This is a genomic window from Psychroflexus torquis ATCC 700755, from assembly GCF_000153485.2.
Lineage (GTDB): Bacteria > Bacteroidota > Bacteroidia > Flavobacteriales > Flavobacteriaceae > Psychroflexus > Psychroflexus torquis.
In genome coordinates this window covers 1,920,983-1,934,972 of sequence record NC_018721.1, presented here as the reverse complement: position 1 = coordinate 1,934,972, position 13,990 = coordinate 1,920,983, and the positions used below count along the sequence as shown (strand labels likewise).

Below are 13,990 nucleotides of genomic sequence, written 5' to 3'. Positions count from 1 at the left end.
TTTAAAATTTACCTCAAAAGCTTAAGTGGCAGAACAAAATCTAGCCCTAGATTGAAATGATTCTCTTGATGTAAAATCTACTATTCTAAACTTGGAATTCAACGAAATCTAGAATCTGAAGATATGGATAGAGTGTTTGAATTCACAGGTGTTATCCTATGAATTGTTTACAAGTATTTACAAATCCTATAATGGTCATTTAAAATATGATAGTGTGTTTTACAGTCATCAGGCATTAGGAAATGTGTGTGTTCATGAATTTTTATTTACTGGGTGCTTTTAAAAATTCTTCAAGGATAGTGTTAGGTACTTGGTAGATATAAATGATGAGTATAGGTTCTAATTATTTATATAATCTATCGCTGCCTGAATGAGTTCTCCATCGCTCACAACATTGTCTGGAAGAATTGACTCGCCATACACATTCTGATTTCGATCAGCCATAAATGCAGTTGTAAGAAACAATGTAGAGCCATCACTTAATGAAAAACCAGCATTTGCGGTAGATAATCCACAGGTAGCTTCGCCAAAAGTTTCCGTGTTGCTCCGTCCGATAAATGATATAGCTATAGCTTCACCAGAACTAATTACTGCACGATTCAACAGAACTGCTACTTTGGAGTCTGAATGGAGTAATGTATAAGCAGATGTTACATTAGCGATAGTATTTTGCCCTAAAATGGCTGCTCCATTAGCATAAGACCATGGTGTGGATTCATTGTCTGGACCAATAAAGTACCCCGCTATACCTTCCCCCAAAACTGGTCCTACTCCTGCCAGCATGGGCCACATATTGCCGCCAGGGTTATTTCTTAGGTCTACAATCCAACCCGATATATTTTCACTGTCCTGAACTCTTATCTCGTTTTGAATATTTTCGGCAAAAGCTAAACTTTCGCTCTGATCGTTACCAGAAAAAGAATTAATCTTAATGTACCCTACATTATCTGGTGTTGGGACAGGAGATAAATCTGAGGGCGGACAAAATATAGATGATCCAGAAATAAATGTACCGTTTGTCTTCCTTATAAAGCTATGGTTGTCTTCAAGTAATTGCAAAGCTAAGCGGAGTGGATTATCTGTTCCAGTTACATTTTGAGCCCTAGTCAATACCCGAGTTCTAAAATCGTCCCAGCTAATGGTATTTCTATTAATTGAATTCACCTCCATAATATCTACTACCTCGTTTATGAAATTGGTAACTCTAATATTTGTTTCAGGGGAATCATCATCAGAACTGCAAGAAATAAATAAGAATAAAACGATGATGAGTAGGGGTTTTAGATTTTTCATGTCATTTTTTTTAAAATTAATTTCCATTGGTTAGCGTCACATTAAAATAAGACTTTTACACGAATATTCTATTAAATTTAGATCTCTCAACTATAATAATCTTAAATACCAGAGTCAAGTTGTAGTATAAACCTAGTGCATTTGAGTTCATTTATAATGCTGTATTTCGTCCCTAAATAAATCTGATTAAATCTTATTAGCTCCCTAAAGAAGCCAACCGAATTTAAGTAAATTTGCAACTTAATTTTGAATTATGTCTGAAGAAAAAAAATCATTGAACTTCATCGAGCAGATTATTGAAGAAGATTTGAAAACCGACTATAAAGTAAGTGATCTTAAATTCAGGTTTCCTCCAGAACCTAACGGATTTTTGCACATAGGTCATGCTTCATCAATTTGTTTGAACTTTGGTTTGGGGTTAAAGTATAAAGCGCCTGTCAACTTAAGATTTGATGATACCAATCCTATTAAAGAGGAAACGGTTTTCGTAGAGTCTATCAAGTCCGATGTGAAATGGCTTGGTTTTGAATGGGCAGAGGAATGTTATGCTTCAGACTATTTTCAGAAACTATATGACTGGGCGGTGGAGTTAATTAAAGCTGGTGATGCTTATGTGGACAGCCAATCGTCTGAAGATATTGCGACTCAAAAAGGAACTCCTACTCAGCCAGGAACAGCCAGTCCGTATAGACAGCGTTCTGTAGGAGAAAATTTAGAGCTTTTTGAAGCGATGAAAAATGGGGGAACTGCAGAAAAAGCTCATGTACTTCGCGCTAAAATTGATATGGCGTCTCCCAATATGATTATGCGTGATCCTTTGATGTACAGGTGTTTACATAAGGCACATCATCGCACAGGAGATGACTGGAAAGTCTATCCTATGTACGATTGGGCTCATGGGGAATCAGATTTTATAGAATCTATTTCTCATTCTTTCTGTACCCTAGAATTTTTACCTCACCGTGAGCTTTACAATTGGTTCGTCGATCGCGTAAGTCAACCTGGTCAGCTCATTCCAAAACAAAGAGAATTTGCACGACGTAACTTGAGCCACACCATGGTTAGTAAACGAAAGTTAGCGCAACTGGTAGAGCAAAACATCGTTAATTCTTGGGATGATCCTAGGATGCCAACTATTTCTGGCTTGCGACGACGAGGCTATACTCCAGAATCTATCCGCAATTTTGCCGAGAGTATAGGGATAGGTAAGCGAGAAAATATGATAGATGTAGCGCATCTGGAATTCTGTGTGAGAGATGATCTTAACAAAAAAGCACCACGAGTAATGGGGGTGATGGATCCTTTAAAAGTGATTATTACCAATTACCCTGAAGGGAAAGAAGAGTGGCTTGTTACAGAGAACAACCAAGAAGATGAGTCTGCTGGAGAACGCGAAATTCCTTTTTCTAGAGAACTATATATAGAACAAGAAGACTTTAAAGAGGAAGCTAACCGCAAGTTTTTTCGCTTAAAATTAGGCAAAGAGGTACGTTTGAAAAGTGCTTATATCATTAAAGCGGAAGAGGTAGTGAAAGATGAAGATGGAACTATTTTAGAGGTGCATTGTACCTATGATCCAGACACCAAAAGTGGGAGTGGCACAGAGGCTTCTCAACGAAAAGTAAAAGGAACTCTTCACTGGGTCTCTATTCCTCATGCTGAAGAAGTAGAGGTGAGACTTTATGATCGGTTGTTTTCTGTGGAAGATCCCTCAGCAGATAAGGACAAAGACTTTTTAGATTTTGTGAATCCTGATTCTTTACAGATCGGCAAAGCTTATGTAGAGCCTAGCTTAAAGTCTGCAAAAGTGGAAGACAAATTCCAATTCCAACGCATTGGATATTTCTGTGTGGATAGAGAGTCTACAGAACATAAGCTTGTTTTTAATAGAACGGTGACCTTAAGAGACAGCTGGAAGAATAAGTAGAAAAAAGCGAGATGAGAGTCTCGCTTTTTTTAGCTAACGCTATAAATAGGTCGGGAATCTTTAGTAACTGGAATGATAATTACAAAATAAAATTTTGCGAAAATTTTAGATAACTTTTTTAAATTCAATATCTTCAAAGGATTTTGAAGATGGATTGGTATCAATTATAAGTTTACAATTTTTAGAAAGTTTTCTGGAAAAAGACCTAATTGCAGTATTTGGACTTTCACTTTCTCTTAGAGCAGGGTTTTTATAAATTAAATCGGCGTGAGCAGGATTCCCAGTAGAATCAATATAAACCTTAGATTTTATAGATGCAAAAGATTCATCTAAAGGTGTTGAAATAATATCTGCATCAAATTCGCTTCTTTCATGTAGAACATAATTTTGCTTAACTCTTTCAAAATCTGATTTTCTAAAGACAAAAAAGCCTATATAAACTTTACCAATAGCAATATCTTTTGCAAGTTGTTTACATTTATTTTCATTACAATAAAAACTTCTTTGTAAAGAGACTCCACCCTTGTTAGGTAAAAAGATATCTTTCGAAACTAATTCTCTTTCTGATATGATTTTTTTCTTGAAATTTCGATCAAATATATAGTGAACCAAGATTTCATCGTCTGCAATTTTTTTTGGAACTAATAAGGACATTTAAACTGATAAGAAGCTAGATAAATCTTGAAGTAATTCATTTTTTGATAAGTCTAATATTAAAGAATCCACTTGTTTAGCATCAGTTCCGTTTATTTCTATAAAATAACCAAATTCTTTAGCGCCAATTTCTAATGAAAAAGCATTATCTACATCTTTTTCCCAATCAAAAATAACAGTACCGTAAGGTGTGCTGTATACCTCATCAATTTCTAATTGTTCCAAGATACTTGGATAAAGATTTTCTATAAAGGAATAGCATTGAGAAAGTACTTCTGAGGATATCTTGATATTCTTATCAGTCGAATTAAAGAAGTCTAAGATTTGACTTTTTAATAAATCTGATTTATCATTACTTGTTAATTCTGTAAAATGGTAAGTGTGCTTCAAGTCAAGTATTTCTTCTTCAAGATATACATTTTCCATTTCAATATTGTTTCTGTGTAAAAAATTGAATTTTTCAACTTCCGGATTTAAAGCAAAAAAACTTGTTAATAATGCCATAATCACTTCAATTTTATTAAGTTCTGACTATTTACTGTTAATATGTCTTTAAGAATTTTTTTGTTTTCTGTATGAGCTTTATTGTAAAGTAAGCTAAAGCTTTTATTTTTATTTAATATACTAAATAATTCGATATTACCAAAGCGTTGAACGTATTGATGGTCAATTATTATTCTTTTAATATCATTATTAAAAGAAATTTCTGTTCTTTCTTCGTAAACAAAACCGTTTTCATCATTGCCCTGAGAAATTAAAATTAAGGTTCCATTTTTAGATGACAAAAACTTCTTATTTAGAAGTTCTGAATCATTATTAAATATTTCAGCAACAGGGATAGATGAATCTCTATCCATCCATATAAATTCATCCCTGTAATTTAAACTAATCGCTTCAACATAAAAATCGTTTATACCAGAAAATGAATTTAAATCAGAGTCTAACTGAACTTTAAATGTATTCCAATTCTTATATTTTCTATTCTCTAATGACAGAATCGATTGATTTTCTTTGCTGTTTTCTAACTTAAAAACATTATTTATCGAACCCTCATCATCATAACTTTCAAATATAAAGCCCTTAATTTGTTCATTACTTATTCCTAAATTGTTATTTTTAATATTAATAGTTGTTGCCTTCAACATTCCTTTTTTAGGATAACTTTTAAAACCTATAACATCTTTTGTTTTTTCAAAGATATCCTGTGGCTTTAGAAAAGCTTGTGGAATGAAAACAGATGCTACAGCTCTACTAATCGAATGATTTTCAGATATAGGCTTTAAAAATTCTAACATTTAATTTAAAAAATAAATTCATCAACAAATGTAGATTATTATTTGAGTCTAAATAAACAATTTCTGTGAGTTTTAGCAAACCTATAAATTAGCAACTTGGTAAAATATAAAAAACAAAATGCCAATGCTAGCTTAGTTTTAAATGTCCTTTCGGGCTTCTATCTCGCTTTTTTATTTAATCATGCACTTTAATATAAAATTCAAGAGTTTTACTTTCAAAAATTTGATTCCCACTTTTATCTGTTGGAGCGATGATTTCAACATAATCTTCGCCTACAAAGCCTCGACGTGGTTGGTATCTAAAAATAATTTCTCCAGTATCTGGATTTTGGTCTAGCTCACTTACCCTGGAATGCTGACCCCTAATTTGGAAAACGGCACTTCTGTTGTCCTCGAAATTGCCTAAGCTAGTTTCCGCGACACGATCACCTGAACTCCCTATATTGATTTCAAACAAAGTGATGGGTTCTTCAGGAAAAGGATAATAAAGACCGTCATCATCATTATTCCATAAGTCCTCACAGGAGATTAAACTTAGACTAACAATTAAAAGGAAGACTAGTTTTTTCATTATAAAGGGTTTAATTTCTTAATAGTATGATATTGATATGCTTGTCTCCTCTTTGCAGAGATTTTCTTTATGGGTCGAGCTTGGTCAAAACTGATAGTTAAGGCAGTTTTTACTTAGGCTTCTCTACCAAATTTCCATCGGAAAATAAAGCAAAACGACCTTTGTTTCCATGCGTAAATTCTGCTTTTGGCCATGGCCAACCTCCAAACTGGGTCTGTTGGTACTCTCTTATGATGCTGTTCATTTCTTCAGTAGAATTGGCCACAAAAGGGCCTTGCTGAACAACAGGTTCGTTGATGGGCTTCCCTTGTAGCAAAAGTAGCTCAGCTTTTTTATTACCATTTACAAGTTTGAGTTCTTGAGACCCCTCAAGGTCTAAGGAATGACCAGCAGGAATCTCAGACCCTTCGGTTTTAATTTGATCTCCTTCATAAAAAAACAAAACGCGGTTACTTTCTGCCTCTCCTGGAGGAAGTGTAAACTCCGCACCTGATGCTAAGCTAATTCTCCAGACTTGGATATCGGTATTATCTTCTGCTGCCAAAGAATCTGGAGTGGGATCCAACGCTTTTTCTGACTTGTATTTTCCAGCGATAATTTTGATACTCATAGCGTTTCCATGCTTATCTTTTTCTTCAATAATAGGAATATCTTCGTGCCAAAGCATTTTGTAATGAGGTTCTACTTTTTTGGAACGCTTGGGTAAATTCAACCAGATTTGAAATAGTAAAAGAGGATTTCCTTTGTCTTGATTTATAAGTGGAAACATTTCAGAATGTAAAATGCCTTTTCCTGCGGTCATCCATTGTGCGTCACCTTGGCCAAATCGCCCTTTGGCCCCCATAGAATCTGAGTGATCTGCAAAGCCTTTTTCTACTAAAGTAATGGTTTCAAAACCTGCATGGGGATGGTAAGGAAACCCAGGTATTTCTTGTCCATGATACATCCGCCAGCCGTCTTTTTTATTAAAATCATTCCCCAAAAACCGATCTTTTAAGCTTTCCTTGGAAGGACCAAGTTTGGTTCCTCCCTTCGGAAATTGATCCTCATGAAAAGCACAAAACAAAAAAGGATCTTTGGTTTCCCATTGAAAACCAAGCTCCTTAATTCTTAAAATAACATCACTCATTCTCTTTTTATATTTATTCAAAGTAATAAAAAGCATCTTCCAAATGCTCTATACGTTTTCCTAATTTATTTTTAATAATAGCCACAATATCAAACCTTACCTCTAGGTCGAGGTCTTTATCATTAATATAAAAATTAACGGCTTTTACCAACCGTTTGATTTGCGCAGGTTTCACAAAATCTTGAGGGTCACCAAACTCTGGCGTACTTCTGGTTTTGACTTCCACAGCGACTAAGGTTTTACCAGTTTTGGCAATAATGTCGACTTCTGCTCTATCGTAGACATAATTAATTTCTAAAATAGTGTAGCCTTTTGCTCGAAGAAACTCTACCGCTTCTTTCTCTCCACTTTTTCCAAGTTCATTGTGCTCTGCCATGGTTAATAGGTTAGCTGAATTTGACTAGAAGACACCTCAAGTCTTGCGACTTTACCAAAAATGAGAGGCAAATTATCCTGCGTGTGTCCCACTGGAAATTGAAAACAGACAGGATAATCGTAAACTTGCACAGCTTCAGAAATGATTTCTTCGGCGGTTTTCCCGAAGGGTACGGTGTTATCATTCATTTGTGTCATGCCACCAACAATAAGACCTTTAATCACCTTCAAAATACCACTGCGTTTTAAGTTTTGCATTATTCTATCGATATGATAGAGGTATTCATCGAGATCTTCAAGGAACAAGATTTTCCCTTTAAAGCTAGGAGCAGATGAACTCCCTAATAGGGAATAGAGCACAGATAAATTTCCTCCAATGATTTCGCCAGAAGCTGTTCCGTTTTTTTGTAAGGGATGAATGTTTTGTGAGGAGATACCGGCATTTTCTCCAAATAATACTTTTTGAAGCTGAGTTGAGGTAGAGTTTGATTTAGCCTCAATGTCAAATGCCATTTGTGCATGAAGACTGGCAATTTCTATACTCTGTAAATGCATATGAATAGCCGTCACATCCGAATAACCAATAATCCACTTGGGTTGTTTTTTTAAACTAGAAAAGTCAATATGGTCAATGATTCTTACAGAACCATAACCACCCTTTGCACACCAAATAGCTTTGATGTCTGGATGATCCAGTTGGTTTTGAAAATCCTTTGCCCGCTCTTGGTCGCTTCCTGCAAATTGGTGTTCTTGTTGACCAATGCTAGAGCCTAAAATAGGCTTGAGCCCCCAGCTTTTTAATAGGTCAATCGCAGGCTGAATCTCTGCTTTAGAAATATATCTTGCGGTAGCTATGATAGCGACTTGGTCGCCAGTTTGGAGTGGAGGTGGAAGACTCATAATCGGATTTGTAAATTGTTTATAACTTCTAGTGCTTCTATGGTTTCATTAAAGCCATAGAAAAGTATCAAGAAGTTATAAATCTATCATTTAAAAGTAATAAATTTTATAGATCAAACCCAATTCTTAAGTGAATATCTGCTGTAAAATCACCAGTTCTTTCATTCCTAAATGGAAAAAACCCAGTTTTTTCTGTGTTATTCAAAAAGAAAGCGTAGCCAAAACCAAAACCAGCTTCATAAGAAATATGCTTTCCTAAACTACGACGAATGCCCCATTTCGGAACAAATCTGATCTGATCTAAACTTCTTATCCTATCATTGTTCGTAAAAGACACACTTTCCAAGTTTAAAGAGGCTAGTAAAGCAACAAAGTTCCCGCTATTACGATCGATGTTTTTTCCTTTTTTTAATCTTCTGTCTAAATTATAATACCATCTGGGCTCTAAGCTTAAATGGAGGATGCCGTAAAAGTCACTATTAGGTCCAAATGACTCAAATTCTCTAATGCCTTCTACTCTAAAGTCAAAACCCACTTGACTTCTTAGGGCAAATTCATTATTAAGCCGGCTTTCGTTATACAGCCAAGTCCCTAAGAACCCAGTTTGGATGCCATAAATTGATTTTTCTACGCTTGCAGTGGTTGAGTTATTTTGATCTTGAGCGGATGCTTGTGATACAAAAAAGAGACTAAAAAATGCTAAAAAAATTATTTTCATAATAAGGGAGGTATTATTGATGAAATTTAAAAATTAAGACACAATAGTTTAATTTTCAACTAAAGTTAGAGGACCTCTAATAGTTCATTGAGATTTCATTGTCCTCCTCGTCAACACCCGTAAAATTAAGTACATACTCATTTTCATTTTCTACAATTTCTAATATACCAACTTCAATTTCAATAGTTTGCCCTGTTTGGTTTTCAACATTTATGTTAGATAAAATTAATGCTGCGGCAAGTGAATCTTCACCTGGATTGGAAGCTCCTGTAAAAATGTATTCACCAAGGTCTGGCTTAGTACTATTATCTGTATAAATTCCAAAAGAAATACCATTAACTATATTGTCTTCTGGTGTTGGCTCACCATCTACTATATTTAAATTGGTGTCGTATAAAGTAATTCCAAAAGCATAAAGTCCTTCCTCTAAGCTATCGGTTCCATATGACCCAGACTTGAGTTCAAATTCTTGATTTCCAACTTTTAAAAAGTTTTCGTTTTCAATGGGAGGAGCAGAATCATCATCACTGCTACATGAAAAAAAGAACATAAGGATTAGCGCCGTAAGGCAAAGTTTTGAGATAAGCTTCATAATAGGATGTTTTTTGGTTAAGTTCTAATATATTTATTTCTGTATAGTTCAATGGCTTTTTCACACATATTATACAATAGCCTTAGTCTTTTTATGTAAAGGGGTTTATTACATTTGTGCTTTAGAAATTTTAGACTCATGAAGAACCCAAAACGCTATACAGTTACCGCAGCATTGCCCTATACCAACGGGCCTATACATATAGGACATTTGGCAGGGGTTTATGTACCAGCAGATATTTACGTTCGTTACTTGAAACTGAAGGGAGAAGACGTCGCTTTTCTTTGCGGAAGTGATGAGCATGGTGTCCCTATTACAATCAAAGCCAAGAAGGAAGGCATAAGTCCTCAAGATGTTGTCGATAAATACAACGCTATAATCAAGCAATCGTTTCAAGATTTTGGGATTCAATTTGATAATTATTCAAGAACTTCTGCTAAAATCCACCATGATACGGCGACTGAGTTTTTCAAGACCATGTACGATAAGGGAAAATTTATTGAAGAAACAACAGAACAACTCTACGATGCCAAAGCCAATCAATTTCTAGCCGACCGTTTTGTAACAGGGACTTGCCCAAAATGTGGCAATGAAGAAGCTTATGGCGATCAATGTGAAAAATGTGGCTCTTCTCTGAATGCTACTGATTTAATAAATCCAAAATCTGCTATCACAGGAGATGTACCTACGTTAAAGTCAACCAAGCACTGGTTTTTACCGTTAGATCAATATGATGGCTTTTTGAAAGATTGGATATTAAAAGATCATAAAAAGGACTGGAAAGCTAATGTGTATGGACAATGTAAATCTTGGCTAGATGAAGGTTTACGAGCTAGGGCAGTTACTCGAGATTTAGATTGGGGTATACCAGTTCCTGTAAAAGGAGGTGAAGGTAAAGTCCTTTATGTTTGGTTCGATGCTCCAATTGGGTATATTTCTTCTACCAAAGAATGGGCAGAACGGGAAGGCAAAGATTGGGAGCCTTATTGGAAGGATAAGGACACTAAGCTTGTTCATTTTATAGGCAAAGATAATATTGTGTTTCATTGTATTATTTTCCCTGCGATGCTGAAAGCAGAAGGCAGCTATATCTTACCAGATAATGTACCTGCCAATGAATTTTTGAATCTAGAAGGCCGTAAACTATCCACTTCTAAAAATTGGGCAGTTTGGTTACACGACTATTTAGAAGATTTCCCAGGTAAAGAAGACGTGTTGAGGTATGTGCTTACAGCAAATGCTCCTGAAACCAAGGATAATGATTTTACGTGGAAGGATTTCCAAACCCGAAATAACAGTGAGTTAGTTGCCATCTATGGGAACTTTATCAATAGAGTGGTGGTTCTAACGCATAAGTATTATGAAGGAGTAGTGCCAAAAGCCTTTGACTTTAGCGAAACTGATCTCAAAGTATTTGAGGATATTAAAACATTTCCCTCACAAATTTCAGCTTCTATCGAGAAATACCGCTTTAGGGAAGCCCAAGGGATTATGATGAATCTGGCGCGTCTTGGCAATAAATATCTAGCTGATGAAGAGCCTTGGAAACTGCAAAAGACAAATCCTGAGCGAACATCTACGATTATGTATGTGGCTTTGCAAGTGTCAAGTGCTTTAGCAGTCTTAAGTGAGCCTTTTTTACCTTTTACCGCTTTAAAATTGAAAACCATGCTCAATTTTGAAGGCTTTTCTCATCCATTTTGGAATGATATTTCGAAACTAGATGAATTGCTTCCTTCTCATCATAACATCAATACAGCTGAATTCCTTTTTAGTAAAATTGAAGAGGAGGAGATACAAAAGCAAGTAGATAAACTTGAAGCTTCCAAAATAGAAAATGAAGAGAAAGAACTAGAACCCCAAAAAGAAGTAGCTACTTTTGAAGATTTCTCCAAACTCGATCTTAGAGTAGGAACCATAATAACGGCAGAGAAAAAGGCAAAGACCAAAAAATTAATGGTACTCACCGTAGATACTGGTTTAGATCAAAGAACTATAGTTTCTGGAATTGCAGAACATTATAAGCCAGAAGAGCTTATTGGTCGTAAAGTAAGTGTTGTCGTCAATCTTAAACCTATTACACTTAAAGGCACCTTAAGCGAAGGGATGATTTTAATGACTGAAGATTCCTCTGGAAAATTGACCTTTGTGAACCCAGATCCGTCTGGAGACGTTGAAAATGGTTCAACAATTAATTGATATATTTATATTATTAAAAAATCATTGCTCATGGAAAACATTTCAACTGACAGTGTTGGCGAATATGCAAATTATTTGCTAGACAGCATCTTAACCTATCTTCCAAGTATCATCGCTGCTATAGTTCTCTTGATCCTAGGGTTATGGGTCATAAAATTGATTATAGGTCGTTTAAGAAAAATAATGGAAAAACGCGAGGTAGACCGAGGCGTAAGAGGTTTTGCCTTAAGTATCTTGGGCATAGTGCTCAAAATCCTTTTGTTTATTGTCATCATTACAAAACTTGGTGTAGAAACCACTTCGTTTGCAGCAATTTTGGCAGCAGCGGGTTTAGCTATCGGTCTTGCTTTACAAGGATCGCTTTCCAACTTTGCTGGAGGGGTTCTCATTATTATACTGAAACCATTTCGGGTTGGCGATTTTATTGAAGCTCAGGAGGAATCAGGTTCAGTGACCGAGATCAGTATTTTTTATACGATTCTAACAACTCCAAACAATCAGCGCATTGTTATTCCTAACGGTCAATTAAGCAATAATAAAGTGACCAATTATTCTTATGAGCCTACTCGCAGAAATGTAATGACCGTTGGAATTTCCTACGATAGTGACATTAAAAAATCTAGAGAAGTCTTATTAAACATCGTTAATTCTGATGAACGCGTTTTAAAAGATCCTGCTCCCGTTGTTTTTGTAGGAGGTTTAGGAGATAATTCCGTTGATTTGTCTTTACGATTTTGGGCTAATCAAGACGATTTCTGGGAATTACACTTTGATACGATTGAAAAGCTAAAAATGGAACTTGAAGATGCAGGAATTTCCTTTCCATTTCCACAACGCGATGTACATTTATACGATATGAATAAGAAAGTTAAATAATTTTTGTTATATTTATTAAGAAAAAAATTATTATGAAAAATTATGTTTCTTTAAGTCTATTAATTTTGGTTCTATTTTCTTCTGAAGTTAATGCTCAATACGCTGGTCAGGGAGAATTTCTCCGAGAACTAGTCGTCCGTGAATCTGGCGATATATACACTATCGATACCGAAGATGGACAAATGAATTTAAAAGACATTGAAGGTTCTCCGTTTCTTACTGAAGAATTCAAGTCGGGAGTTATTATCAATAACTCCAAAGAAAAATCAAAAATTAAGGCCAATTTGAGATATAATATCTTTTATGATCAAGTTGAGGTAAAGTATGAGAATGAATTGAAAATGGACCTAGTACAAACAATGGTTCTAAAAAGAGTAGATATTTACGAGTACTTAGTTGAAGGAAAGTTGTTCAAGCTCTATTTTAATGATGAAATCTTTTTTGATGGCGATAGCGGCTATTTAGAGGTCTTAAACAGTGAAGATAAAAAAATTGTTTTATTCAAAAAATACTATCAGAATTATATATCAGCAAAACGAGCGTCAACCACCTACCAAAGAGATACTCCTCCTCAGTTGATTACAAATTTTACTTATTATATTTCTAAAGATTCAGGTCAAACCTTTTCTTCTATAGAAGCCGATAGATGGGATATTTTAGATTCTTTTGAAAATAACGAAAAAGAGGTAATGAAAGATTTTATTAAATCTAACAAATTCAAGTTTAGAGGAACCGATAAAGAACTTGAAAACGAACTAAAACGAACTATATCCTATTATAATTCTCTTTAGTTAATTAACTATTACTCACAAAATCTTTGAGGTAATAAGGCTCAAAATAAGCCACATTCTCAAAATCACCATTATCAAACTTCCGTTTCGCTATAGGGCATTGCTCCTTTGCAGACGGGAGTTTTTCTTTGTGAAAAATAGCATTGGGATGGCTGCAGATCGCTTGAAATTTTTCCACACCATTTCCTATAAAGTGAACTTCATTTGTATCTAATTCCTGATGGAATGAGGTTTCCTCCAATATTTCAGCCTTAATTCCTCGCTTACTTTCAAAACTAGCATTAAAAATTTCAGAATAGACTTCCATTCTTCTAGCATCTATCATTGGGATGATGACCGCTTTATCGACATCGATCTGCTTTGCTAAACACAACAAGGTCGATACAGAAATGAGAGGAATGTCTAGGGCATAGGCTAGACCTTTCGCTGCAGAAACGCCTATCCTTAAACCTGTATAAGAGCCAGGACCCTTACTTATAGAAACGGCACTAAGTTCTTTGATAGATATATTCTCAGAGTGTAGTAGCTCTTTAATAAACGTATGTAACTGTTCAGAATGTGAAAAGTTCTTATTGTCTATCTCCTTTAAGGCTAGCAGATGTCCCTCTTTTCCAATGCTTATAGAACAATTAGTTGTAGAGGTTTCAATACAAAGAATCAAACTCAATAA

15 protein-coding genes are annotated in these 13,990 nt (G+C 35.1%); 4 read left to right on the top strand and 11 right to left on the bottom strand.

Features of this window, described 5'->3' with window-relative positions:
- Positions 1-339: 339 nt before the first annotated feature.
- Positions 340-1,293 carry a S41 family peptidase gene (locus tag P700755_RS08330; RefSeq protein WP_245536027.1) on the bottom strand — a complete coding sequence of 318 codons (954 nt, stop codon included), beginning with the start codon at positions 1,291-1,293 and terminating at the stop codon, positions 340-342.
- A gap of 253 nt (positions 1,294-1,546) precedes the next feature.
- On the opposite strand from P700755_RS08330, the gene P700755_RS08325 reads away from it, so the two are divergent.
- Positions 1,547-3,220, top strand: a complete 1,674-nt coding sequence (locus P700755_RS08325; protein WP_015024244.1) for a glutamine--tRNA ligase/YqeY domain fusion protein — start codon at positions 1,547-1,549, stop codon at positions 3,218-3,220.
- 105 nt (positions 3,221-3,325) lie between these two features.
- Here P700755_RS08325 and P700755_RS08320 read toward each other — a convergent pair whose 3' ends face one another.
- The 9 genes from P700755_RS08320 to P700755_RS08280 all read right to left on the bottom strand — a co-directional run bounded on the left by P700755_RS08320 (position 3,326) and on the right by P700755_RS08280 (position 9,454).
- Complete coding sequence (locus tag P700755_RS08320; RefSeq protein WP_015024243.1) at positions 3,326-3,874, bottom strand: hypothetical protein; 549 nt, start codon at positions 3,872-3,874, stop codon at positions 3,326-3,328.
- Entirely contained in the window at positions 3,875-4,378 is a 504-nt protein-coding gene (locus P700755_RS08315) for a hypothetical protein (RefSeq protein ID WP_015024242.1), read from the bottom strand. It lies immediately after the preceding gene.
- 2 nt (positions 4,379-4,380) lie between these two features.
- On the bottom strand, positions 4,381-5,169 hold the full coding sequence (locus P700755_RS08310) for a TIGR04255 family protein (RefSeq protein WP_015024241.1): 789 nt from the start codon (positions 5,167-5,169) through the stop codon (positions 4,381-4,383).
- Positions 5,170-5,344: 175 nt separating this feature from the next.
- Entirely contained in the window at positions 5,345-5,740 is a 396-nt protein-coding gene (locus P700755_RS08305; protein WP_015024240.1) for a hypothetical protein, read from the bottom strand.
- Positions 5,741-5,849: 109 nt separating this feature from the next.
- Positions 5,850-6,869, bottom strand: coding sequence for a pirin family protein (locus P700755_RS08300; protein ID WP_015024239.1), 1,020 nt, complete (start codon positions 6,867-6,869; stop codon positions 5,850-5,852).
- Between the two features lie 13 nt (positions 6,870-6,882).
- Complete coding sequence (locus P700755_RS08295; RefSeq protein WP_015024238.1) at positions 6,883-7,245, bottom strand: YraN family protein; 363 nt, start codon at positions 7,243-7,245, stop codon at positions 6,883-6,885.
- A gap of 2 nt (positions 7,246-7,247) precedes the next feature.
- Positions 7,248-8,144 (bottom strand): S66 peptidase family protein, encoded by an 897-nt coding sequence (locus tag P700755_RS08290; protein WP_015024237.1) that lies wholly within the window; start codon positions 8,142-8,144, stop codon positions 7,248-7,250.
- Positions 8,145-8,250: 106 nt separating this feature from the next.
- A complete protein-coding gene (locus tag P700755_RS08285; protein WP_015024236.1) occupies positions 8,251-8,862 on the bottom strand; it encodes a hypothetical protein in 612 nt (203 codons plus the stop codon).
- A 76-nt stretch (positions 8,863-8,938) separates the two neighbouring features.
- On the bottom strand, positions 8,939-9,454 hold the full coding sequence (locus P700755_RS08280) for a hypothetical protein (protein ID WP_015024235.1): 516 nt from the start codon (positions 9,452-9,454) through the stop codon (positions 8,939-8,941).
- A 138-nt stretch (positions 9,455-9,592) separates the two neighbouring features.
- On the opposite strand from P700755_RS08280, the gene metG reads away from it, so the two are divergent.
- Genes metG through P700755_RS08265 form a run of 3 tightly spaced genes read left to right on the top strand, consistent with a single transcriptional unit; the run spans position 9,593 to position 13,320 of the window.
- Complete coding sequence (gene metG / locus P700755_RS08275; protein WP_015024234.1) at positions 9,593-11,653, top strand: methionine--tRNA ligase; 2,061 nt, start codon at positions 9,593-9,595, stop codon at positions 11,651-11,653.
- Positions 11,654-11,683: 30 nt separating this feature from the next.
- Positions 11,684-12,529: a mechanosensitive ion channel family protein gene (locus P700755_RS08270; RefSeq protein WP_015024233.1), complete on the top strand. Its 846-nt coding sequence runs from the start codon at positions 11,684-11,686 to the stop codon at positions 12,527-12,529.
- A 32-nt stretch (positions 12,530-12,561) separates the two neighbouring features.
- Positions 12,562-13,320: a hypothetical protein gene (locus tag P700755_RS08265; protein ID WP_015024232.1), complete on the top strand. Its 759-nt coding sequence runs from the start codon at positions 12,562-12,564 to the stop codon at positions 13,318-13,320.
- A gap of 4 nt (positions 13,321-13,324) precedes the next feature.
- Here the strand turns inward: P700755_RS08265 and tsaB are convergent, their stop codons facing one another.
- Positions 13,325-13,987 (bottom strand): tRNA (adenosine(37)-N6)-threonylcarbamoyltransferase complex dimerization subunit type 1 TsaB, encoded by a 663-nt coding sequence (gene tsaB, locus P700755_RS08260; protein WP_015024231.1) that lies wholly within the window; start codon positions 13,985-13,987, stop codon positions 13,325-13,327.
- Between the last annotated feature and the right edge of the window lie 3 nt (positions 13,988-13,990).

What these genes read in the sequence shown, in the direction of transcription:
- P700755_RS08330 (WP_245536027.1), bottom strand. Translation starts at nt 1,293, where the DNA reads ATGAAAAATCTAAAACCCCTACTCATCATCGTTTTATTCTTATTTATT.
- P700755_RS08325 (WP_015024244.1), top strand. Translation starts at nt 1,547, where the DNA reads ATGTCTGAAGAAAAAAAATCATTGAACTTCATCGAGCAGATTATTGAA.
- P700755_RS08320 (WP_015024243.1), bottom strand. Translation starts at nt 3,874, where the DNA reads ATGTCCTTATTAGTTCCAAAAAAAATTGCAGACGATGAAATCTTGGTT.
- P700755_RS08315 (WP_015024242.1), bottom strand. Translation starts at nt 4,378, where the DNA reads ATGGCATTATTAACAAGTTTTTTTGCTTTAAATCCGGAAGTTGAAAAA.
- P700755_RS08310 (WP_015024241.1), bottom strand. Translation starts at nt 5,169, where the DNA reads ATGTTAGAATTTTTAAAGCCTATATCTGAAAATCATTCGATTAGTAGA.
- P700755_RS08305 (WP_015024240.1), bottom strand. Translation starts at nt 5,740, where the DNA reads ATGAAAAAACTAGTCTTCCTTTTAATTGTTAGTCTAAGTTTAATCTCC.
- P700755_RS08300 (WP_015024239.1), bottom strand. Translation starts at nt 6,869, where the DNA reads ATGAGTGATGTTATTTTAAGAATTAAGGAGCTTGGTTTTCAATGGGAA.
- P700755_RS08295 (WP_015024238.1), bottom strand. Translation starts at nt 7,245, where the DNA reads ATGGCAGAGCACAATGAACTTGGAAAAAGTGGAGAGAAAGAAGCGGTA.
- P700755_RS08290 (WP_015024237.1), bottom strand. Translation starts at nt 8,144, where the DNA reads ATGAGTCTTCCACCTCCACTCCAAACTGGCGACCAAGTCGCTATCATA.
- P700755_RS08285 (WP_015024236.1), bottom strand. Translation starts at nt 8,862, where the DNA reads ATGAAAATAATTTTTTTAGCATTTTTTAGTCTCTTTTTTGTATCACAA.
- P700755_RS08280 (WP_015024235.1), bottom strand. Translation starts at nt 9,454, where the DNA reads ATGAAGCTTATCTCAAAACTTTGCCTTACGGCGCTAATCCTTATGTTC.
- metG (WP_015024234.1), top strand. Translation starts at nt 9,593, where the DNA reads ATGAAGAACCCAAAACGCTATACAGTTACCGCAGCATTGCCCTATACC.
- P700755_RS08270 (WP_015024233.1), top strand. Translation starts at nt 11,684, where the DNA reads ATGGAAAACATTTCAACTGACAGTGTTGGCGAATATGCAAATTATTTG.
- P700755_RS08265 (WP_015024232.1), top strand. Translation starts at nt 12,562, where the DNA reads ATGAAAAATTATGTTTCTTTAAGTCTATTAATTTTGGTTCTATTTTCT.